Source organism: Actinomadura sediminis (assembly GCF_042675525.1).
In the GTDB taxonomy this organism is placed as follows: Bacteria; Actinomycetota; Actinomycetes; order Streptosporangiales; family Streptosporangiaceae; genus Spirillospora; species Spirillospora sediminis.
The window spans coordinates 88,458-109,485 of record NZ_JBHTJA010000003.1 but is presented as its reverse complement, the minus strand read 5'-3'; the positions used below and the strand labels follow the sequence as shown (position 1 = coordinate 109,485).

At 72.8% G+C, this 21,028-nt stretch carries 18 protein-coding genes; 6 read left to right on the top strand and 12 right to left on the bottom strand.

Annotation, left to right across the window (positions count from 1 at the left end):
- Positions 1-11 precede the first annotated feature (11 nt).
- Positions 12-497: a Jag family protein gene (locus ACFQ11_RS03495; RefSeq protein ID WP_378296293.1), complete on the top strand. Its 486-nt coding sequence runs from the start codon at positions 12-14 to the stop codon at positions 495-497.
- 166 nt (positions 498-663) lie between these two features.
- Here ACFQ11_RS03495 and ACFQ11_RS03490 read toward each other — a convergent pair whose 3' ends face one another.
- The gene (locus ACFQ11_RS03490) at positions 664-1,158 is read right to left on the bottom strand and encodes a DUF6458 family protein (RefSeq protein ID WP_378296292.1); all 495 of its coding nucleotides are present in this window, start codon (positions 1,156-1,158) and stop codon (positions 664-666) included.
- A 170-nt stretch (positions 1,159-1,328) separates the two neighbouring features.
- Here ACFQ11_RS03490 and rsmG point away from each other — a divergent pair, with 170 nt between their 5' ends.
- From rsmG to ACFQ11_RS03475, 3 genes are all read left to right on the top strand, one after another.
- Positions 1,329-1,997 (top strand): 16S rRNA (guanine(527)-N(7))-methyltransferase RsmG, encoded by a 669-nt coding sequence (rsmG, locus tag ACFQ11_RS03485; RefSeq protein WP_378296291.1) that lies wholly within the window; start codon positions 1,329-1,331, stop codon positions 1,995-1,997.
- A gap of 206 nt (positions 1,998-2,203) precedes the next feature.
- Entirely contained in the window at positions 2,204-3,082 is an 879-nt protein-coding gene (locus ACFQ11_RS03480) for a ParA family protein (protein WP_378296290.1), read from the top strand.
- Positions 3,079-4,071, top strand: coding sequence for a ParB/RepB/Spo0J family partition protein (locus ACFQ11_RS03475; protein WP_378296289.1), 993 nt, complete (start codon positions 3,079-3,081; stop codon positions 4,069-4,071). The genes ACFQ11_RS03480 and ACFQ11_RS03475 overlap by 4 nt, the downstream gene beginning before the upstream one ends.
- Before the next feature lie 1,694 nt (positions 4,072-5,765).
- Here the strand turns inward: ACFQ11_RS03475 and ACFQ11_RS03470 are convergent.
- On the bottom strand, positions 5,766-6,707 hold the full coding sequence (locus ACFQ11_RS03470; protein ID WP_378296288.1) for a D-alanine--D-alanine ligase family protein: 942 nt from the start codon (positions 6,705-6,707) through the stop codon (positions 5,766-5,768).
- Positions 6,708-6,717: 10 nt separating this feature from the next.
- Positions 6,718-8,004, bottom strand: a complete 1,287-nt coding sequence (locus tag ACFQ11_RS03465; RefSeq protein ID WP_449193541.1) for an aminotransferase-like domain-containing protein — start codon at positions 8,002-8,004, stop codon at positions 6,718-6,720.
- 183 nt (positions 8,005-8,187) lie between these two features.
- Between ACFQ11_RS03465 and ACFQ11_RS03460 the strand changes: the two genes are divergently transcribed.
- Positions 8,188-8,805 (top strand): GNAT family N-acetyltransferase, encoded by a 618-nt coding sequence (locus tag ACFQ11_RS03460; protein ID WP_378296287.1) that lies wholly within the window; start codon positions 8,188-8,190, stop codon positions 8,803-8,805.
- Here ACFQ11_RS03460 and ACFQ11_RS03455 read toward each other — a convergent pair.
- From ACFQ11_RS03455 to trxB, 3 genes are all read right to left on the bottom strand, one after another.
- Positions 8,802-9,407, bottom strand: a complete 606-nt coding sequence (locus ACFQ11_RS03455) for a hypothetical protein (RefSeq protein ID WP_378296286.1) — start codon at positions 9,405-9,407, stop codon at positions 8,802-8,804. The two genes, ACFQ11_RS03460 and ACFQ11_RS03455, sit on opposite strands and share 4 nt — an antisense overlap.
- A 96-nt stretch (positions 9,408-9,503) precedes the next feature.
- The gene (gene trxA, locus ACFQ11_RS03450) at positions 9,504-9,830 is read right to left on the bottom strand and encodes a thioredoxin (protein WP_378296285.1); all 327 of its coding nucleotides are present in this window, start codon (positions 9,828-9,830) and stop codon (positions 9,504-9,506) included.
- Positions 9,831-9,896: 66 nt separating this feature from the next.
- A complete protein-coding gene (trxB, locus tag ACFQ11_RS03445; protein ID WP_378296284.1) occupies positions 9,897-10,850 on the bottom strand; it encodes a thioredoxin-disulfide reductase in 954 nt (317 codons plus the stop codon).
- 125 nt (positions 10,851-10,975) lie between these two features.
- Here trxB and ACFQ11_RS03440 point away from each other — a divergent pair, with 125 nt between their 5' ends.
- Positions 10,976-11,548 carry a dienelactone hydrolase family protein gene (locus ACFQ11_RS03440; RefSeq protein ID WP_378296283.1) on the top strand — a complete coding sequence of 191 codons (573 nt, stop codon included), beginning with the start codon at positions 10,976-10,978 and terminating at the stop codon, positions 11,546-11,548.
- A gap of 119 nt (positions 11,549-11,667) precedes the next feature.
- On the opposite strand, the gene ACFQ11_RS03435 is transcribed toward ACFQ11_RS03440, so the two are convergent.
- The 6 genes from ACFQ11_RS03435 to ACFQ11_RS03410 form a co-directional block, all read right to left on the bottom strand.
- Positions 11,668-12,450 (bottom strand): anti-sigma factor family protein, encoded by a 783-nt coding sequence (locus ACFQ11_RS03435; protein ID WP_378296282.1) that lies wholly within the window; start codon positions 12,448-12,450, stop codon positions 11,668-11,670.
- Positions 12,447-13,070, bottom strand: a complete 624-nt coding sequence (sigM, locus tag ACFQ11_RS03430; protein ID WP_378296281.1) for an RNA polymerase sigma factor SigM — start codon at positions 13,068-13,070, stop codon at positions 12,447-12,449. The genes ACFQ11_RS03435 and sigM overlap by 4 nt, the downstream gene beginning before the upstream one ends.
- Before the next feature lie 177 nt (positions 13,071-13,247).
- Complete coding sequence (locus tag ACFQ11_RS03425) at positions 13,248-14,909, bottom strand: protein kinase family protein (RefSeq protein ID WP_378296280.1); 1,662 nt, start codon at positions 14,907-14,909, stop codon at positions 13,248-13,250.
- A gap of 206 nt (positions 14,910-15,115) precedes the next feature.
- A complete protein-coding gene (gene murJ / locus ACFQ11_RS03420) occupies positions 15,116-16,852 on the bottom strand; it encodes a murein biosynthesis integral membrane protein MurJ (RefSeq protein ID WP_378296279.1) in 1,737 nt (578 codons plus the stop codon).
- Between the two features lie 805 nt (positions 16,853-17,657).
- The gene (locus tag ACFQ11_RS03415) at positions 17,658-20,063 is read right to left on the bottom strand and encodes a DUF6049 family protein (RefSeq protein WP_378296278.1); all 2,406 of its coding nucleotides are present in this window, start codon (positions 20,061-20,063) and stop codon (positions 17,658-17,660) included.
- 185 nt (positions 20,064-20,248) lie between these two features.
- Positions 20,249-20,851, bottom strand: coding sequence for an aminoacyl-tRNA deacylase (locus ACFQ11_RS03410; protein ID WP_378296277.1), 603 nt, complete (start codon positions 20,849-20,851; stop codon positions 20,249-20,251).
- Between the last annotated feature and the right edge of the window lie 177 nt (positions 20,852-21,028).

Sequence of the window (21,028 nt, the reverse complement as noted above, 5' to 3'; positions counted from 1 at the left end):
AGGAGACCCCGTTGAGCCAGACCGACACCACCGAGGTAGACGTCCAGGCGCTCGAGCAGGAAGGCGAGATCGCCGCCGACTACATCGAGGGCCTGCTGGACATCGGTGACTACGACGGCGACATCGACATGGACGTCGAGGGCGAGCGCGCGATCGTCGCGGTCGTCGGCGCCTCCCTGGACGAGCTGGTCGGCAAGCGCGGCGAGGTCCTCGAAGCCCTGCAGGAACTGACCCGGCTGGCCGTGCACCGGCAGACCGGCAACCGCACCCGCCTGATGCTCGACATCGGCGGTTACCGGGAGCGGCGCCGCGCCGAGCTGACGAAGCTGGGCACCGACGTCGCGAACGACGTGAAGCAGAGCGGGGAGGCCAAGCCGCTCGCGCCGATGACGCCGTTCGAGCGCAAGATCGTGCACGACGCGGTCGCGGCGGCGGGCCTGCGGAGCGAGTCCGAGGGCGAGGAGCCCGGCCGCTACGTGGTCGTCCACCCCTCCTGAACGCAGCAGGAACGGCCCCGGTGACCAGGTCACCGGGGCCGTTCCGCTTTTCCGGGCGCCGGTCCGGCGGGCGCCCGGACGAAGGAAGGGGCCCCGCGCCCCGACCAAGCACGCGGGGCCCCCTCGGAACTCGGTGTGCACCGCCGCCCGCAGCACACCGAGTGGTCTACGGGCGGCGCGTCCGGGTGAAGCGCCGCGTCACGGGCCGCCGGGCCGTGGCGGGACCCTCCACCTGCTCCTCCACGGGGTCCTGGACGCGCGTGGGGTGCTGCGCGCGCCGCGGGTCCTGGGCGATCGCGGGGTCCTGCTCGACGGCAGGGTCCTGCGCCGCCGGAGACTGGGCGACGCCCTGGTCGGCGGGATGCTCGACGACGCGCTCCACCCGCTCGGCGGGCCGGCCGGCGTGCGGCGGGTCCTCGATCACGTGCTCTTCCCGGACGACCGTGCCCGGTTCGTCCCCGTAGGCGGGGTCCGCGCCGGCGACCCGCCCGGCGGCGCGCCGCGGCCGCGTGTACTTGAGGGTGAACAGCATGCTGATCAACCCGACGAGGATGAGGATCCATCCGACCATCTGGATGTTCACGCCGCTGAGGTCGACGCGCAGCGCGAACGCCAGGATGGCGCCGATGGCTATGAAAGCGAGACTGACTCCGATTCCCATACCGGAGCTCCTTCCAGGGGGCTGGCGGGCGACATGACTCCCTCTACCCGTGCCGTCCGGGATATGCCGGGGGGTGATGTGGTTCTTGCCATACGGTCAGGGTCAAGAGCGCGCGCACCAGGACGTTTCGTGTGTACGCAGCCACAGGGTTTTGTGGAACGATTCGGATGGTGGGGATTGCACGTGAGGTTTTCGGTGATGCGCTGCCCGTCGCGGAGCGCTATGCGGCGTTCCTCGCGGACGCCGGAGTCGAGCGCGGCCTGATCGGGCCGCGGGAGGTCGACCGCCTCTGGGAACGCCACCTGATCAACTGCGCGGTGGTGTCCGAGGCGGTTCCCGAGGGCGCTCACGTCGTCGACATCGGGTCGGGCGCCGGACTGCCGGGCGTCGTCCTGGCGATCGTCCGGCCCGACCTGCGGATCACCCTCCTCGAACCGCTGCTGCGCCGCACGACGTTCCTGGACGAGTGCGTCGACATGCTGGGCCTGCGCAACGTCGAGGTCCGCCGCGCGCGAGCCGAGGACGTCGCGGACGACTACGCCGTGGACGTCGCCACCGCGCGGGCCGTCGCGCCGCTGGAACGTCTCGCCGCGTGGGCGCTGCCGCTGCTGCGGCCCGGCGGTGAGCTCCTCGCCCTCAAGGGCGAGCGCGCGGCGGTCGAACTCGACGAGGCGCGACCGGTATTGAAGCGATTCGGTGTGCCTACGGCCGAACTGCTCCAAGTCGGGCACGGTATGGTCGAGCCGCCGACAACGCTCGTCCGCGTCGTCGCCGGGGTTGTCGGGCGACAACAACGCGCGCCCCGGCGTGCCAGAAGGTCGAGGAAGAGGTCGTCATGAGCATGGGACCGGGACCGGGCCGGCCTGACCGCGCCGACGAATCCGGCGACGAATCCCCCACCGACCAGCCGTCCACGCCGTCCGGGCACGCGCTGTGGGGCAACACGACATCCGGTACCGCGGAGAACGTCGGATATGTGCCGACGAACTCCGGCGCTCAGCCGCCGGCACCGCGCAACGGACCATCTCAGGGGGAGTCAGAACTCGTGCGCGAGGCGCTCAAGGACGCCAATGTTTCACGTGAAACGACCGGGACCGCACTGAAGACGCGTTCCGTCCGCAGTGAGAAGGAATGGCCGCGGCCGGACCGCTGCCGGGTCATCACGATCGCGAACCAGAAAGGGGGCGTCGGCAAGACCACCAGCTCGGTGAACCTCGCCGCGTCCCTCGCCATCCACGGCGCCCAGGTGCTCGTGGTCGACCTCGACCCGCAGGGCAACGCCTCGACGGCCCTCGGCATCGACCACCACGCCGACATCCCGTCGATCTACGACGTGCTGATCGAGGACACGGCGCTCGATGACATCGTCGTCAAGGCGCCGGAGATCCCGAACCTGTACTGCGCCCCGGCGACCCTCAACCTCGCCGGCGCCGAGATCGAGCTCGTCTCCAAGGTCGCCCGCGAGTCGCGGCTGCGCCGAGCGCTGGAGTCCTACGACACCGACAAGTTCGACTACGTCCTGATCGACTGCCCGCCGTCGCTCGGTCTCCTCACCGTCAACGCCCTCGTCGGCGGCGACGAACTGCTCATCCCGATCCAGTGCGAGTACTACGCGCTGGAGGGCCTCGGCCAGCTGATCCGCACCGTCGACCTCGTCAAGGCGCACCTCAACCAGAAGCTGAAGGTGTCGACGATCCTGCTCACCATGTACGACGCCCGCACCCGGCTCGCCGCCCAGGTGGCCGAGGACGTCCGCAACCACTTCGGCGACGTCGTCCTCAACACGGTGATCCCCCGCAGCGTCCGCGTCTCCGAGGCGCCCAGCTACGGGCAGTCCGTCATGACCTACGACCCCGGCTCCAGCGGCGCGCTCGCCTACAGCGAGGCCGCCTCGGAGATGGCGCACGCGGGAGCGGCGAAGTGAGCCGTCCGCGCCCCGGTCTCGGCAAGGGCCTCGGCGCCCTGATCCCGACCGCCCCGCCGCCGCCCGCGGAACCGGCCGTGGAGCCGGGCGCCCCCGACGGCGCGGCCCCCACCGGCAACGGTGCCCCCGCCCCGGTCGCCGGTGCCCATTTCGCCGAGATCCGGGTCGACCAGATCGCGGTCAACCCGCGGCAGCCGCGCACCCACTTCGACGAGGAGGCCCTGCAGGAGCTCGCCGACTCGATCGGCATCGTCGGTCTCCTGCAGCCGATCGTCGTCCGCCGGAAAGCGACGGAGAAGTACCACAAGGCCACGGGCGTCACCGAGAAGTTCGATTACGAGCTCATCATGGGCGAGCGCCGCCTGCGCGCCACCCGCAAGGCCGGGCTGGACGTCATCCCGGCGATCGTCCGCGACACCGGCGACGACGACCTCCTGCGCGACGCCCTCATGGAGAACCTCCACCGGCAGCAGCTCAACCCGCTGGAGGAGGCGGCCGCCTACAAGCAGCTCCTGGACGACTTCGGCGCCACCCACGAGGAACTCGCCGAGCGCATCGGCCGCTCCCGTCCGCACATCACCAACACGCTGCGGATCCTGAACCTCCCCGCGAAGGTCCAGAACCGCGTGGCCGCGGGCCTGCTGTCCGCCGGCCACGCCCGCCTCCTCCTCCGGCTCGACACGCCCGAGAAGCAGGAGCGCATGGCGGCCCGCGTCATCGCGGAGGGCATCTCCGTCCACAGCCTCGACGAGATGATCAAACTCCAGGAGATCGACGACGAGCCGGCCCGGCAGCCCCGCCGCAAGCAGCCCGTCGCCCCCGGCCTCCAGGAGCTCGCCGACCGCCTCTCCGACCGCTACGACACGCGCGTCCGCGTCGACATGGGCAAGAGCAAGGGAAAGATCGTCGTCGAGTTCGCCACCCTCGAGGACCTCGACCGCATCATCAAGTCGATGGCCCCCGACGAGGACGACCCCCAGTTCCCCTGACTCGGTTTCACGTGAAACACCGCCGTCACCCAGGGGCCGCCGAAAGGCGGCCCCTCCTTCATGTCGCCCTCGATGTTTCACGTGAAACCAGCCCCGCCTTCCGTTGCCCCGACTCCTCCCGCCGGAACCCCCGCCCCGGCAGGCCGTCCCAGCGCGTGAACGCGACCCGCCGCCGCCTCCCCCGCCCGGGCCTCGGCTCCCCCAGAGCGAGGCTCGTCCACCGGCAGGCGGAGCCCGACCCCCGCACTGCCGCGACGCCTGTCCGGCCGCGACCGAGGCGATGCGCGCTTCGCGATGCAGCCGCCCAGGTCCGCGGTCCCCGGAAGGCGAACTCCTGCCCGGGAGCCGACCGGCCCTGCGGTCATCGCCCAACGCGGATGCCGCCGACGCCCTACCTCCCGCCTCGACCACCGCAATGCGCGTTCGTAGGCCGCCCGAAGGGACACGGCGTGCGCCGCTGAACTCCGGGCGACTCGCCGGGCCGCCGCTTCATGGCCCCGGACCAACCCACCGGGTGGCGCTGCGCGTGGCCGCGCTCCCCGAGACGGCGACGGGCCGGGACGGCCTGGCTCGGGGCGACGCGTCCACGGTTGGTTCCCCTTCGTGCGAAGGACGGCCCACGCACCGATGCCGGAACCGGTTCCGCATGGGAGGGCGTTCGACGACACGGTGCCGCCTCGGGTAGACCCTGTGGCGGCCGGTCGGTCCGCGCCGTCCTGGTCCGGGCGACTCGCCGGGCAGCCGCCCGTGGGCCCGGATCAGCCCACCGGGCGGCGCTGCGAGGGCCGCGCTCCGTGAGGGGGCTCGGGTGGATCCGGGAAGCGCGCCGGTCTTGCTGGCGGGTGCTGGACGGCATACCGCTGCCGAGGTCTGGTCGACGCCGCGGCCGCTCCGCGTCGCTGTTGGGCACCACGGACGCCCGGGCGGCGGCAACGGTCATCGTTGCGAGCGGGCGAGTTCAGTGCGAGGCGCGACATGTGCATGCCGGGTGGCCCAGTCGTGCCGCCAGAGCGACCTCGGGACGCTGCCACGCATTCGCCGCCGCGCCTCACCGAGCGTCCGTGCGGGGCGATGGTCGCGGCTGGCGCTTCCTCGATGTTTCACGTGAAACGCCTCCGAACCCCCGCCCCATCGAACCCGGCCGGACCGCACCGGCGTTGCCGACCAGAGCGCTGAAGACGACCTCGCAGCAACGTCCGACCAGGCGACCGGAACCCGATCCGGGCCGTGATCACCGCGAGTGTGAAGCCGGACGACGGGAGCTCGTAGTCCGCGAACTGTCGCATCGGACGTCCGAGGAGTTCCGCGTAGTGGGGCAACGGTGTCGGCGCACGAGGGGCAGGCGGGGGAAGCCCGTGCCGCATCAGTGGTGCCGGTCGATGAACCTGAACCAGGGGAGATCCTCCCCGGGGGGGCGTCGAGGACGGCGTTGTCCCGGCGCGCGGGTCGCTGCAGTGGCGTGAGTATCTGTTCTCGCACGGCGCGGCAGCCGTCCAGCGGCACCCCGCCCACCGCGCGGGTCGCGGCAAGACGGCGAGTGCTCGCCCGGACGCGCTGACGTGAGGTTCGGTGCAGACGGCCGGTGCGTGCGCCGGGCGCGGACGTCCGCTAGCGCGGGCGGTGAGCGTGGGGGTGTTTCACGTGAAACCGGAAGGGGCCGGCTCGATGTTTCACGTGAAACCGGTGGGCGCCGATCAGGACAGGCGGGCCAGGAGGAGGTCCTGGCAGAGGGTGCCCAGGTCCAGGGCGGCGGCCGAGACGGCACGGGGGAGGAGGCTGGTCTCGGTCATGCCGGGGGCGACGTTGACCTCCAGGAAGTGGACGTCGCCGTGCTCGTCGACGATGAGGTCGGTGCGGGAGAGGTCGCGGAGGCCGAGGGCGCGGTGGGCGGTGACGGCGGCGGCGGACGCGCGTTCGGCGGCCTCGGGGGTGAGGCGGGCGGGGGTGACGAACTCGGTCTCGCCGGCGTCGTAGCGGGCGGTGTAGTCGTAGCGGCCGTTCGGGGCGACGATCTCGACGGGCGGGAGGGCCTCGGGGGCGCCGTCCCGTTCGATGACGCTGACGGCGATCTCGGTGCCGGAGACGTGGCGTTCGACGAGTGCGGCGTCGCCGTAGCCGAAGCAGCCGACCATCGCGGCCGAGAGGCCGGACGCCTCGTGGACGACGGACGCGCCGAGGGCGGAGCCCCCGCGGGTGGGTTTGACGAACAGGGGCAGTCCGAGGCGGTGCACGATCCGGTCGAGGACGGCGGTCGCGCCGAGGTCGTGGAAGACCTCCTTCGGCAGGGCGACCGAGTCGGGGGTGTGCAGCCCGGCGCGGCGGACGACGGCCTTCGCGGTGGGCTTGTCCCAGGCGACGCGGCACGCGTCGGGACGGGCGCCGACGTAAGGGACGTCGAGGAGTTCGAGGATGTCGCGGATCGAGCCGTCCTCGCCGGCGGCGCCGTGCAGGACGGGGAAGACGGCGTCGGGCGGGTCGTCGGTCAACGAGTCGAGGAGGGTGGCGTCCGCGTCGCGCAGTTCGACGGGGACGCCCCGGGACCGGAGGGCCTCCGCGACGCGGCGGCCGGAGCGGAGGGAGACCTCGCGCTCGTAGGAGAGCCCTCCGGCGAGGACGACGACGTGACCGAGTTCCACGGGTGCCCTTCTAGACGATGCCCGGCCCCGGGGTGTGGACGCCGGTGCCGGTGGCGGCGGTTTCCCCGAAAGTGTCCCGCATCCGGAGCTCCTGTTCGATCACCCCGGCGAGGCGGCGGACGCCTTCGCGGATGCGGTCGGGTTCCGGGAAGCAGTACGAGAGGCGCATGTGGCGCTGGCCGGTGCCGTCGGCGTAGAAGCCGGTGCCGGGGACGTACGCGACGCGTTCGGCGATCGCGCGGGGCGACATCGCCTTCGAGTCGAGTCCCTCGGGGAGGGTGAGCCAGACGAAGAAGCCGCCTTCGGGACGGGTCCAGGTGCAGCCGTCGGGCATCTGCTGGGCGAGCGCGTCGAGCATCGCGTCGCGGCGTTCGCGGTAGAGCTCGCGGAAGTCCTTGATCTGCTCGCGCCAGGGCTGGGTCGCGAGGTATTCGCGGACGGCGAGCTGGGAGAAGTTCGAGGGGCAGAGGATCGCGGACTCGGCGGCAAGGACGAGTTTGGCGCGGACGGCGTGGGGTGCGAGGACCCAGCCGACGCGGAGGCCGGACGCGATCGTCTTGGAGAACGAGCCGAGGTAGATCACGCGGTCGTCGTCGGCGCGGAGGGCGCGGACGGGGTCGCCGTCGAAGCGGAGGAGACCGTAGGGGTTGTCCTCGACGACGAGGACGTCGTGTTCGGTGCAGATCTCCAGGATCTGGGCGCGGCGGGCGGTGGTGAGGGTGACGCCCGCGGGGTTCTGGAACGTGGGGACGGTGTAGAGGAACTTGACGCGGCGGTTCTCGCGCTTCAGCCGGGCGAGGGTCTCGCGGAGCGCGGCCGGGTCGAGGCCGCCGTCGTCCATCGGGACGTGCACGACGTCGGCCTGGTAGGAGGCGAAGGTGCCGAGGGCGCCGACGTAGGAGGGGGCTTCGGCGAGGACGACGTCGCCCGGGTCGACGAAGATCTTCGTGATGAGGTCGAGGGCCTGCTGGGCGCCGACGGTGACGACGACGTCGTCGGCGGAGCCGTGCACGCCTTCGAGGGCCATGACTTCGCAGATGTGCTCGCGGAGCCGTTCGTCGCCCTGCGCGGACCCGTACTGGAGGGCTTCGGCGCCCTTGCCGGCGACGAGCTCGCCGATCATGCCGCCGACGGCGTCGAGGGGGAGCGCGGACACGTAGGGGGCGCCTCCGGCGAGGGAGACGATCTCGGGGCGGGCGACCATGGCGAACAGCGCGCGGATCTCGGAGGGCACCATGCCGGCGGCACGGGCGGCGTAGCGGTCGGTGTAGGCGTCCGTGCGCGTGTGCTGTTCCACGTGGTCCTCCCGTGGTGTGGCTGGCTTGCAGGCGAACTTACGGCATCGGCCGCGGGGCGCGGGCGCCGAACCCCTCGGAAGGTGGCGCGGCGCATGATCGTGGGTAGTTCCCTCTTCGATACGATGCCCGAGGACCCCTGAAGGTTGTCCGGGGTTCTCCGCGGAACGCAGGTGGGGGGTGCCGTGTCGCGCCGTCTCGTCAACATCACGCTGGACAATCTGGACGATCTGCCGCTGCGCTGCCGGGGGTGCGTCTTCTGGGAGCTGGATCCGGTGGCCCGGGAACGGGCGCTGGAGAGCGGCGACGCCGGGTTGGAGAAGGAGGCGTGGGTCTCCTCGACGCTGCTGGAGTGGGGTAGCTGCGGCAAGATCGCGTACGTGGACGACGTTCCGGCCGGGTTCGTCCTGTACGCGCCGCCTTTGTACGTGCCGCGTTCGGTGGCGTTCCCGACGAGCCCGGTGAGCGCCGACGCCGTCCTGCTGATGACGGCGCACATCCTGCCGGAGTTCGCGGGCGGCGGCCTCGGCCGGATGCTGGTGCAGGGCGTCGCGAAGGACCTGACGCGCCGGGCGGTGAAGGCGATCGAGGCGTTCGGCGACCTGAAGGGCGAGGACGGCGGGTGCATGGTCCCGGCCGACTACCTGCTGTCGGTGGGGTTCAAGACGGTCCGGCCCCATCACCGGTATCCGAGGCTGCGGCTGGAGCTGAAGTCGGCCCTGTCGTGGCGTGAGGACGTCGAGGTGGCGCTGGAACGGCTCCTCGGCTCCATGGGGCCGGAAGGCGTGCTTCGTCCCGTTTAAAGGCTTCTGGGGGCCGCGCCGATGAGCGGGGGCCTCGTCCCGGCGAGGATCCCGGTCCGGACGGCCGTGTCGAGCGCCGCCCGCGTCCGTGCGGCGTCGGCGCCGACGTCCGGGTCGAGGACGCCGAGCATCGCGGTGACGTCCGCGGGCCGGAGGGTGTTCGCGCGGGCCTTGGCGAGGACGTCCGCGACGGCGCGGCGCCCGTTCTCGTCGTCGGTCAGTTCGGCGATCGTCGCGTCGTCGTCCGTGAGGAGGCCCGCGGACGCGTCGAGGCCGCCGGGCCCGTGCCAGGCGCCGTCCGTGTACCAGCAGACGTAGCCGAGGCCGTCGCGGAGGCCGTCCCAGTCGAGCCGTTCGGGGAGCCCGTCGAGGGCGGGCGCGCTCGCGTCGCCGCCTCCGCCGCTGAGGACGGCTTCGCCGTCAGGAGCGAGCGTGACCCTGCACCAGCCGTCCGGTCCGGCGGCGCGGACGCCGTCGCCGTCGACGGTCGCCCCGGCGGAGACGACCTCGGCGGCGGTCCCGACCGCCAGGACCGATGCGCGGTTCCACAGGACGTCCGGGTCGTCCAGGTTCTCGGGGAGCAGGACTTCGGGCAGGGGCAATGTGAGATACCTCCACAGGGCCGCATAAACGAATCGGTCGCCGACCCTACCGTTGTGACGGTGGGATCGGCGACCGGAGCGTCGCCCTGTGGACGTTCAGGACTTGGCGGTGAGGAACTCCGACAGGTCGCGCAGCAGCGCGGCCTTCGGCTTGGCGCCCATGATCTGCTTGACGACCTCGCCGCCCTGGTAGACGTTCATCGTCGGGATCTGCATGACGCCGTACTTCGCCGGAACCTGCGGGTTCTCGTCGATGTTCAGCTTGACGATCTCGATGCTGTCGCCGTGCTCGGCGGCGATCTCCTCGAGGATCGGCGCGACCATCCGGCACGGGCCGCACCACTCGGCCCAGAAGTCGACGAGGACGGGCTTGTCGCTCTGCAGGACCTCGGTCGCGAAGTCGGCGTCGGTCACGGCTTTCATGGTGTCTCCTTCAAGGGTCGCGGAACGGACCGGACGGCCGTCCGGCCGCGGCTCGTGCGGGCGGGGTCAGGCCTGCGGGACGGTCTCGGCGGCGTCGCGGTCCTGCAGCCAGCGTTCGGCGTCGATGGCGGCGGCGCAGCCGCTGCCGGCGGCGGTGACGGCCTGGCGGTAGATGTGGTCGACCACGTCGCCGCAGGCGAACACGCCGGGGACCTTCGTCTTCGTGGTGGGGGCGTCGACGAGCAGGTAGCCGTCGGCGTCGGTCTCGAGCTGGCCGGTGAACAGCTCGCTGCGCGGGTCGTGCCCGATCGCGATGAACAGGCCGGTGACGTCGAGGCGGCTGTCCTCGCCGGTCTTGACGTTGCGGACGGTCACGCCCTGCACGCGGTCGTCGCCGTGGATCGCGGTGACCTCGCTGTCCCACTGGAACTTGATCTTGTCGTTGGCGAACGCCCGGTCCTGCATGATCTTGGACGCGCGCAGCTCGCCGCGGCGGTGGACGACGGTGACCGTGCGGGCGAACTTGGTGAGGAAGATCGCCTCCTCCATCGCGGTGTCGCCGCCGCCGACGACGGCGATGTCCTGCTCGCGGAAGAAGAAGCCGTCGCAGGTCGCGCACCAGGAGACGCCGCGGCCGGAGAGCCGCTGCTCGTCGGGGAGGCCCAGCTCGCGGTACCCGGAGCCGGTCGCGACGATGACGGCGCGGGCGCGGAAGACGTCGTCGCCCACCTTGACGATCTTCGGGTCGGCGTTCAGGTCGACCTCGGTGACGTCGTCGGCGATGAGCTCGGCACCGAACCGCTCGGCCTGCTTGCGCAGGTTGTCCATCAGGTCGGGACCCATGATCCCGTCCGGGAACCCGGGGAAGTTCTCCACGTCGGTGGTGTTCATCAGGGCGCCGCCGGCGGTGACCGACCCCTCGAACACGAGCGGCTTCAGGTCGCCGCGGGCCGCGTAGACGGCGGCCGTGTAGCCCGCGGGGCCGGAGCCGATGATGATGACGTTACGGACGTCGCTCACTGTTCTTTGCCTCTCCTCGTTCACCGTCGGTGCCGCGATGACCCGGCCCGCCAGTCGCGTCAACCGATCCTAGGCCGTCATGATTCCCGCAGGTGGCGTTCGCCGTCGGCCGTAGGCTGTGGCTCATGGCACGCATTCTCCTCTTCCACTCCATCTACGGTCTCCGACCGGCGGTGCACGGCGCGGCCGACCGGCTGCGCGCCGCCGGACACGAGGTGCACGTCCCCGACCTGTACGACGGGCGTGTCGCGGCGACGGTGGACGAGGGGCGGGAGATCAACGAGGAGATCGGGCGGGACGAGCTGCTGCGGCGGGCGGTCGCGGCGGCGGCGCCGCTGACGGAACCGGGCGGGCTCGTCTACGCGGGGTTCTCGCTGGGCGCGGCCATCGCGCAGAACCTCGCGCTCGCCGACGCGAACGCGGGCGGGCTGCTGCTGATGCACGGGACGTCCGACCTGCCGGACGACGCGTCGACCGACATCCCGGTGCAGCTGCACGTCGCCGACCCGGACACGTTCGAGCCCGTCGACTGGCTGAACGCCTGGTACCTGCAGATGCGCAAGGCGGGCGCCGACGTGGAGATCTTCCGCTACCGGGGCGCGGGGCACCTGTTCACCGACCCGGACCTGCCCGACCATGACGCGGAGGCCGCCGAACGGGCGTGGGCGATCGCGCTCGACTTCGTCGCGTCCCTCTGACCGGACGGGCGGACGAGCGCCGCCGCGGCACACGCGCCCCTGCGGCGCACGCGCACGTCCCTACGTGAAAGGACGGCCCCGGGGTGCCTGCACCCGGGGGCCGTCCGTGAAGAGGCGGGTCAGCCGCCGATCCGCTTGATGAGGTGCTGGTTCCCCGCAGAGCATTCCGGGCCGACGACCCAGATGTTCCACCCCCCGGAACCCGCACCGCGCAGCGCGATCACCGTGGCCTGGCGGCCTTCGAACTTCGCCTGGTCGACCAGGTCGGGCGCACGTCCCCCGGTGACGCCCTCGACACAGCCGGCCAGCCGGCCGCCCGGCGGCGCGGACGGGAGGTCCCCGGCGCGGCCGACGAGCCCGTCGACCTGCTCGGCCAGCGTGCCCGCGCGGTAGGCGGTGCCGCTGTGCACGACGGAGAACGCGGATCCCCCCATGATCTGCGGATCCGGCGACGAGCCTCGCGCGGGCGGGGCGGCGCCCGACTCGCCCGACGCGTCGGCCGGGTCGTGGGCGGGCGCGGACGCCGTGCCGTGGTCGCCGTTCATCTCGTCCAGGGTGATGCCGCCGATCAACCCGGCGCCGCCGAGCACGACGACCGTCGCGGCCGCCGCCGACAGGATCCGCCAATGCCGCCTACCACGCCGCTGTTCCAGGCTCACCACGGTGGCGTTGTTGAGCGATTCCTCCGCCAGGGCGGTATCGATGCGCTCAGCCAGCTCGGCGGGCATGGACGGGACGGGTGCCTCCGCCAGGATCCGGGAGACGTCCGCAAGATCGGCGGATCGGTCCCGGCATTCGGCGCAGGTTTCCAGGTGCGCGTTGACGGAGGCGGCTTGATCGTCTTCGAGCAGTCCCTCGGCCAGGTCGGCGAGGACCTCGTAGTCCACATGTGCGGGGTTCACTTGGGCATGCCACCTCCTTCCACACCTCCGACGTTTTTCGAGTCGCGTCGGTTCCGGTGGTGCCGGAGGAGCGGCGCGAGCCGGGCCCGGCCACGGGCGCAGCGGCTCTTGATCGTCCCGGGCGGGACGTCGAGGACGCGTGCCGCGTCGTCGACCGAATACCCCATCATGTCGACGAGGACGAGTGCCGCCCGCTGCTCGAACGGCAGTTCGAGGAGCGCGGTGCGGACGTCCAGGGACACGCCGTGCGCGTCGGTCGGGTCGGGCATCTTCGGCGCGACGGCGTCGAACGTCGCGTCGTCCCCCATGGGGGTGGCGGGCCGGACGGACTTGCGGCGGATCCGGTCGAGGCACGCGTTGACGACGATGCGGTGCAGCCAGGTGGTGACGGCGGCGTCGCCGCGGAACCGTCCGGCGGCGCGGAACGCCGACAGGCAGGCGTCCTGCAGGGCGTCGGCCGCCTCCTCCGGGTCGCCGACGGTGCGCAGCGCGACCGCCCACATCCGGTCCCGGTGCCGCTGCACGAGGACGGAGAAGGCGTGCGGGTCCCCCTGCGCGTGCCGGGCCAGCAGCTCCTTGTCGGGAACTTCGTCGACGGGACGCATGCTCACCGACGCCATGTGCGACCGCCTTCTCGTCCGCGACCGGCCGCGCCTGCTGGGGAAGACACCACGGAATCCTGGGGGGAGAGGGACATTCTGCTCAGAGGCACGATACAGACAACGGAGACTTCCCGTCACAGGTCAGGGACTTCGCCCACCGGGAGATCATCTACGGTCGGGGGCGGTCGTGCGGGATCAGTTTCCGTAGACGGTGATCTCGCCGAGGCGGCCCTTCCACATGCCGTTGTACATGGGCAGCTCGGTGAACCAGGCGAGGACGTACTGGCCGCTGGCGGCCGGGTCGGCGGTGAAGGTCAGCTCGCCGTTGCCGCAGGGCTGCTTCCCGATGGGCTTCATGGCCTCCGGGGACGTGCTGTCGCCGACCTTCACCTGGAGGATTCCGCCGCTCACCGGGCAGGCGATCTTGACGCTCGAGACGTTGACGGGCTTGCCCATGTCGAGCGTCACGCCGAGGCCCTCGCTGTACCTGCCGAAGTTGGCGTCGGCGTACCGCTGCGTCTCCCACTCGCTGGACGGCTTGCCGTCCGTCAACGACGCGAGGTCATTCCCGATGGAGTCGTCGAAATGGTTGTCGACCGGCTTCTCGGCCTTCTCGATATTCTGCGCTGTCAGCGCGCTGGGGGACGCTGCGGGGCTGTTGGTTCCCTGCGTCGGATCGGCGACGCCGCCGCCCCCGCCCCCGCCGCCCGTCTCGCCGCCGCCGCTGGTCAGCGCCCAGGCGCCGACGCCGACGATCACGGTGAGCGCGGCGGCGGCGATGCCCATCAGCGCGCGGTTGCCGGGCTTGCGGGCGCCGGGGCCCGCGTTCGTCCGGTGGCCGGACGGCGCGTGCCGTGCGGGCCGCGTCGGCTGCGGGACGTCGTGCCGTGCGGTGCGCGGCGGCAACTGGGCGGTCGAGTCCGCGGGCCGGGGCCGCGGCGTCGCCGCCGCGCGGTGCCCGTGACCGGCCCGGTTCGGCTGGTGGGTGTGGTGCGGCTGGTGCGGCGGCGCGGCCGGTTTCGGGGCGGACCGCCGGGGCGGGGGCTGGGCGGACCCGAGCCCGGCGAACAGCGGCAGCGGGGTGCGCGGGACACCGCGCAGCGCCTTCGTCAGCTCCGCGGGGGTGCCGATCGGCTCGCCGCCGGGTCCGCCCGCGCCGGGCCCGATGCCGAGGCAGCGGCACACGATCGCGTCGACCGCGTGCGAGATCCCCGCCTGCACCTGCCGGGGCGGCTGCGGGACGCCGTCGGTCGCGGGGGCGGCGGGCAGCACGGACGACACGCCGGGCGCGCCGGGCCAGTGCGCGGTGAGCGCCGCGTACAGCACCCGGCCGAGGCCGCGGACGTCCTCGGCGGCCGGGTCGTCGCTCGTCCGGTCGCGCAGGACGGCGTCGGTGGCGATGCCGAGCAGCTTGACGGTGCCGCCGGTCGTCCAGACGAGGTCGCCGGGCGCGAGGCACAGGTGCGACAGCCCGGCGGCGTGCGCGGCGGCCATCGCCTCGGACGCCTCGTACAGCAGGGTCGCGGCGCGGCCGGGCTCCAGCGGCGCCTTGGCGAGCATGCCCTCCAGGGTCTCCCCGACGACCCACTCGCTGACCACGTAGGCGCTCTCGCCGCTGTCGTCGGCGTCGAACACCTGGGTGAGGCGGGGGTCGGTGAGCCTGCTGGCGGACCGGGCGGACGTGACGACCTCGGCGATCCGGGGGAACTCGGGGTCGAAGGTGCGGACCGCGACGGCCCGCGCGAGGATCTCGTCGACGGCCTTCCACAGGGTGGAGCCGCCAGAGTCCTTGATGCGCTTCTCAAGCCGGTAGCGACCGGCGAGACGATTACCGGGCTCGATCATCGACGTGCTCAAGGCAACGTCCTGCGCAGGTGGTCAGATCCCATGTCCGTGGCGTGGCAGCTTACGCCTCCGACCCTCCTCTTTGCGTTCCCCAGGGTGTCGCCCCGCGAGCCGTAGTCCCCCACATGGTAGTGGCTAACCGCCCGGGCGGCCGCCTTATCGGCGCGCGTCCCGTGTACTTTGCCGCGCTTTACCGCCGTCCGGTAGTTACCAGTTGGTCAGCGTCCCGGGAGCCGCCGGGCGAACGTGGAGATCATCGTCTGGACCTCCTCGACCCGCAGCAGCTTGGCGGTCACCAGGTACAGCGCCCCGCCGCCCGCGGTTCCGACGACCAGCGTGAGCAGCGCCGCGGGCATCGAGTCGCCCATCACGGCGCCGACGGCGAGGTGCGTCGCGTACGCGAACCCGCCGAGCGGCAGCACCGCCGCGAGCAGCTTCAGGTGCCCGCCGACGATGCGCCGGCCGTCCATCCCGTCGAGCATGCGGCGCAGCACCAGCCAGGACGTCACCGCGCCGGCGGCGTTCGCGATGCCGAGCCCGGCCGCGATGCCGACCACGACCCACTTGACGTCCAGGACGCTGTAGGCGGTGAACGCGAGCGCGATGTTGCAGCCGACGGTGACGAAACCGATCAGCGCGGGCGTCCGCGTGTCGCCGTGCGCGTAGAACACCCGCAGCATCAGCTGGTAGGTCGAGAACGGCACCAGCGCGATCGCGAACATCTGCATGATCCGCGCGATGACGGCGGCGTCCTCGGTCGACGCGTTGCCGTGCGCGAACAGCACCGTGGTGATCTCCGGGCCGAGCACCAGCATCAGCGCCGCCGCCGGCATGATGATCACCGACGAGAGCCGCAGCCCGCTCGAGAACGCGGCGCGCACGTCCGCCGTCTTGCCCTCCGCCGCGAACCGGCTCATCCGCGGCAGCAGCGCCGTGATCACCGAAACGCCGACGATCGCGTACGGGAGCTGGAAGAGCTGGTAGGCGTTGAAGTACGGCGTGTACCCGTAGCCCTGCCCGAGGCCCGCCTCCTCGGCCGTGTTCCCGGCCGCGTTCGTCAGCGCGGTGATCACGACGAGCGCGCTCTGCGTCAGCGCGACGTACAGCAGCGTCCAGCCCGCCAGCCGCGCGACCTCGCCGAGCTCCCCCTTCTTGAAGTCCAGGCGGGGCCGCCAGCGGAAGCCCATCTTGCGCAGGGACGGCCACAGCGCGACCGTCTGCAGGACGATGCCGCCGGTGGTGCCGATCGACAGCAGGAGCAGCATGTCGTCGGAGATCGTGGACGGGTCGACCGGGCCCGCCGTGATCGCCAGGAACGCGCCGCCGACCGCGATGACCACCAGGTTGTTCAGCACCGGCGCCCACATCGGCGCGCCGAAGCTGCCGCGCGAGTTCAGGATCGCGCCCGCGAACGCCCCGACCCCGTAGAAGAAGATCTGCGGGAGGAAGAACCGCGCGAACAGGATCGCGACGTCGCGCTGGTCGTCGGTGAAGCTCTTGCCGAGCACGTCGATGAACACCGGCGCGAGCAGGATCGACACGAGCGTCAGCGCGCCCAGCCCGATCACCGCGAGCGTGAACACCCGCTGCTCGTACTGCTCCCCGTACCGCCGGTCGCGCTCCTTCGCGCGCACCAGCAGCGGCACGATGATGCTCGTCAGGATGCCGCCGAGCAGCAGGTCGTAGATCTGGTTCGGGATCGTGTTGGCGGTGTTGTAGGCGTTCGCCAGCAGTCCGGTGCCGAGCGCCGCGACGATGACGGCCGTCCGCAGGAAGCCGGTGACGCGGGACGCCAGCGTGCCCAGCGCCATGATCGCGCCGGACTTCAGGATGCCGCCGGACGAGCCGCCCGAGGGGCCGCCGCCTTCGGGCGGGACCGGCGGGCCGTCCACCATCGTCTCCGACGGCGCCGTTCCCCCGGGCGCCGGCATGTCGAGGGCCGTCTCGTCCGCCACGGCGGGCGACGGGACGCCGGGTGCGTGCGGCCCGCCCTGCGGGACCGGCCGTCCGAACGCGTCGCGGCCGGGATGCCCGCCCTGGGGATGCCCGCCGTGCTCGGCGTAGCTCTGGCCCGGGGCGCCGTAGTCCGGACGTCCGGGACCGCCCTGCCCGCTGGGACCGCCCTGCCCGCCGGAACCGCCCTGCCCGTGGCCGCGCCCGGGTTGCGGCGCGCCGAACTGCGCCGTGTGCGAGCGTCCCTGCCCGGGCGGGCCCTGTGCGCCCTGCCCCGGACGGCCGGGGGCGGGTGGACCGCCCGCCGGTCCGGGGCCGAACCGCGCGATGTCCGAGCGCCCCTGGCCTGGGGGGCCGCCGGGGCCCTGCGGCGGGCCCCACTGGCCACCGCCCTGGCCGGGCTGCGCGCCCTGGCCGGGAGGTCCGCCCGCGGGGCCGGGCTGGGCGCGGCGCGGGTCGGCCGGGTTCGGACGTCCGTCGGCGGGGCCGCCGCCGTGCCGCGGCGCCCGTCCGGGCGGCGGGACCGCGGGTCCCGGCCGGTTCCACTGCCCCTGGCCGGGCGCTCCCTCTCCGGGACGCGCCTGGGGGCCGCCCTGCCCCGGGTACTGCGGTGCCTGCGGGCCGCCCGGCGGCGGACGCCGCCGCGGCGGCCCGGCGGGGCCGGACCGGTCCCACCGGTCCTGGCCGGGGGCTCCTCCGCCGGGGCGGGCCGACGGCGACGGGGGCCGGTTCCAGGGGTCCTGCCCGGGCGGCCCGGCCGGCCCCGGCGGGCCCGCGGGCGGGCGGCCGTGGCGCGGCGTGTACGGGTCAGCGGGCGGGGTCGCCCGCCCCGGGGTCGGCGCGGGTGGCGCCTGACCGGGATATCCCGGGTTCGGGTTCCGGGGGTCCTGCGGACGGCCCTGCGCCGGGTACGGCGGCGCCGGGCTCGGCCCCTGCCCCGCCCCAGGGGGCGGTCCCTGAGAGTTCGGGGTCGGGTAGGCCGGGCCCTGCGAATCCGGGGCCGGGGAATCCGTCCCCCGGTCCTCCGGTCGCTCCTGGTCCCATTCCCGTCGACCCGTCACCGGCTGCCTCCGCTTTCCGGCGGCGCCTTGCTCTGATGGCCCGCACTCCGACGCCCACGAAGAGTACGGCAAGTCCGCCGCCGGTGATGAGCAGCGCTATCTGCCCGTATCCGGTGGCGTGGACGGTCACCGTCTCGCCGTCACCGAACGGGCGGCCGGTGCTCGGGTTCACCAGCTGCAGGTCCATCCGGAAGATCCCGTTGCCGCGCGCCTCCGCCGGGACCCACCGCGTGACCCGTTCCCCCGGCTGCAGCTCGATGATCTGCGCCTCCGGTTCCAGCGCGCCGAGCTGGAGCTTGGCGGTGTTCTGCGACGCGACGACGAGCCGGACCCGGACGGCCTGGTCGTCCAGCTCGTTCTCGATCGACACCGGCAGCGTCCCGGTGCTGCCCGTCATGTTGATCCGCTTGCTCTCGGGGGTGAGGAAGCGCACCTGGCCCATGTCGCGGGCGAGCTGGTCCGACAGGGCGACGCGGGCCGCCTTGGCGTCCTTGGAATCGGCCCGCCACGCCGACGACACGATCCTCAGCAGGGCCTTCTCGTACGAGAGGTTGTACGGCTCGACCATCACCGAGTGGAACGACTCGGCGCGGCGGCTGATCGTCCACACCCGCTTGAGGTAGCTCTCCCCGAGTTCGTACCGCTCGTAGTGGTCCGGGTAGTTGTTCCAGACGCGGGGCTGCGGGGCCGCGTCCTCGATGTCGCCGAGCGGGACTTCCTTCAGCCAGTCGGCGTTCTGCGTGTACTCGAGGAGCCGCTGGGCGAGGCCGGGGACCGGGTCCCAGCGGTGGTCGGGCGCGACGACGACGGTCCGCTGCAGGGCGGGCGCCTCCGCGGCGATCATCGCGGTCTCGGCGAGGAACCGCTGCTCGGTGAGCAGCGACGACCCGATCGTGTCGCCGCTGTCGCTGACGATGTCGTTGAGGGTCTCGTCGTAGAGCAGCGTCGGCTGGGCCCCGTGGCTCGTCTCGAACGTGGTGGTCGCGTTCGGGGAGCCCTGCGCGGGCCGCTGGAAGTGCTTGCTGCTGAGCAGGAACGCGCCGCCGTCGCCGAGGACGTTCTTCGCCAGCCAGTCGGCGGTGTCGTGCCCGACCGAGCCGCCCGTCGGCCACGCGACGCGCGCGTCCGGGGCGCGGCCGAGGACCTCGGACGCCACCTTGAGGTTGTCCGGCGCGAATGCGGCCCGGACCTGCTGCGGCATCTTGTGGCGGACGAGCGCGACCAGGTCGGGGTCGGCGTAGGGCAGCGTGAAGTACGGGTCGTCCTTGGCGCTCTCGGCGAGCGCCTCCAGCCACGCGGCGGCCGCCCGGCTCTGCGGCTTGCGCTCCGACTCGTCCGACCCGGGCGCCCGCACCGTGTACGCGCCGGACGCCATGGTCCGGACGTCGTCGAGGAGCGCGGGGTCGACGGCCCACGTGATCGGCGTGTCGGTCGCCTCGGCGGCGTTGACGAGCCGCGACAGCCGGCCCTCGGGCGCGAGGGCCTCGCTGAGCTCGTCGTCGATGAACGTCGCGTCGGTCGTCCGGTGCTGCTCGTCGGCCAGCGGCCACACCCAGCCGATCGCGACGGGCTTGAAGTTCGTGTCGTCCGGCATGTAGGTGAGGAACGTGGTCAGGCCCCCGACGGGCGCCCCGGCCGCGTTCAGCACCTCGACGCCCACCGGGTACACGCCGGGGGTGCCGGTGGGCGGGAGCCCCAGCGCCTTGGCGGTGGTCTGGAGTTCCCAGGCGTACTTGACGCCGGGTTCGGCGGCCGACCGCAGCCGCTGGACCGGTCCGTGGTAGGGGAGCCGGTACGCGGGGGTCTTGCTGTACTCCTGCAGGGCGCTGCGGCTGATCACCGGCCGGTTGCTGAACCGGAACCGCACGCTCACGCCGTCGAGGGCGGCGTCCGTCCGGTTCCGGACGAGACCCGTGAGCTTGATCTTGGAGTCGTGCCGGACGGTCTTGGGGCCGATCTCCTTGAGGGCGATGCCGACCTGCGCGCGCGCGGACATCGGCGTCTCCGGCTGGAGCGGCTGCGTCGCCGTGTTCGTGCGGGCGGTCGCCGCGCCGGGGGCCGCCGCGGGCGTCCCGGCCAGGGCGGGGTTCGCCGCCCACAGGAGGCAGGGCAGCAGCGCGGCCAGCGCGGCCGCGCGTCTGATCGTTCGCACGCCGTATCCGCTCAAGGGTCGTCCGCTCAAGGGCCGTCCGCCATCGGGGACGCCGCGGGGCGGCGGGCTTCGTTTTCCCGCACCACGGCCCCGATGTTAGTCCGCGCGCCGGGGGCGTCAGACCTCCTTCCCGCCCGAGTGCCGAATTCCCGTCGATACCGGGCCGGAAGCCGCACGGGCGTCCGTCAGCCGACGGGGTGGCGCGGTCCGGGCGTGTTGGGCTCGCCCGGCTGCCCGATATGCCGGACGGATCCGGCGGGGACCTCCTGCCGGACGTGCTCCGCGCGCAGCCCGGCGCCGAACAGGTCGGCCGGTTCGGCGCCGCACAGCTCGTACAGGGAGCGGGCCCGGATGCCGAGCGCCGTGGACGCCTCCCCGGTCGGCGTGTAGACGACGTCGTCGGGCGGCAGCGCGTCGACGAGCCGGCGGTCGATCAGCAGCCGCATGGTGTCGGGCAGCAGCAGCGGGCAGACGAGGTCGGCGGCGTACTCGGTGGCCGCGTTGATGACGTCCGGACGGGCGGGACGCGCGTGCCGTGCGCCCACGGCGCGCCGCACGGCCTCGGCGGGCGGCCGGTCCCCGGCGGGGACGATCGCCCCGGCCAGGAAGCGGCCGGTGCCGCGGTGCCCGTCGCAGCTGAGGACGCGTGTCGCCAGGCAGCGGCCCGCGGGCAGGCCGAGGGCGCGCGGCAGTTCGTCGGCGCCGCCGATCGCGATGGGCAGCCGTACGATCTCGTGCACGGTCTCCCATGCGAGCAGCGCGCGGTGGATGGCGAGAGCGTCCATCATGTTCGGCTCCATCCCGCGGGGCGGACCCCGCCTCACCCGAGACCGGTCTCCCGGTGTCCCCATGCTTCGCACTGTGTGTCGAAAATCGGGGCATACCCGACGCATCGGGCTTCATCCGCGATGCGCGGCATGCCGGACCCGTTCGATGCGCCACCTCATGCGCTCTGCCGCACCTGC

Coding starts and splice junctions, on each gene's coding strand:
- trxA (WP_378296285.1), bottom strand. CDS start 9,830: ATGAAAGCCGTGACCGACGCCGACTTCGCGACCGAGGTCCTGCAGAGC.
- ACFQ11_RS03490 (WP_378296292.1), bottom strand. CDS start 1,158: ATGGGAATCGGAGTCAGTCTCGCTTTCATAGCCATCGGCGCCATCCTG.
- ACFQ11_RS03440 (WP_378296283.1), top strand. CDS start 10,976: ATGGCACGCATTCTCCTCTTCCACTCCATCTACGGTCTCCGACCGGCG.
- sigM (WP_378296281.1), bottom strand. CDS start 13,070: ATGGCGTCGGTGAGCATGCGTCCCGTCGACGAAGTTCCCGACAAGGAG.
- ACFQ11_RS03410 (WP_378296277.1), bottom strand. CDS start 20,851: ATGATGGACGCTCTCGCCATCCACCGCGCGCTGCTCGCATGGGAGACC.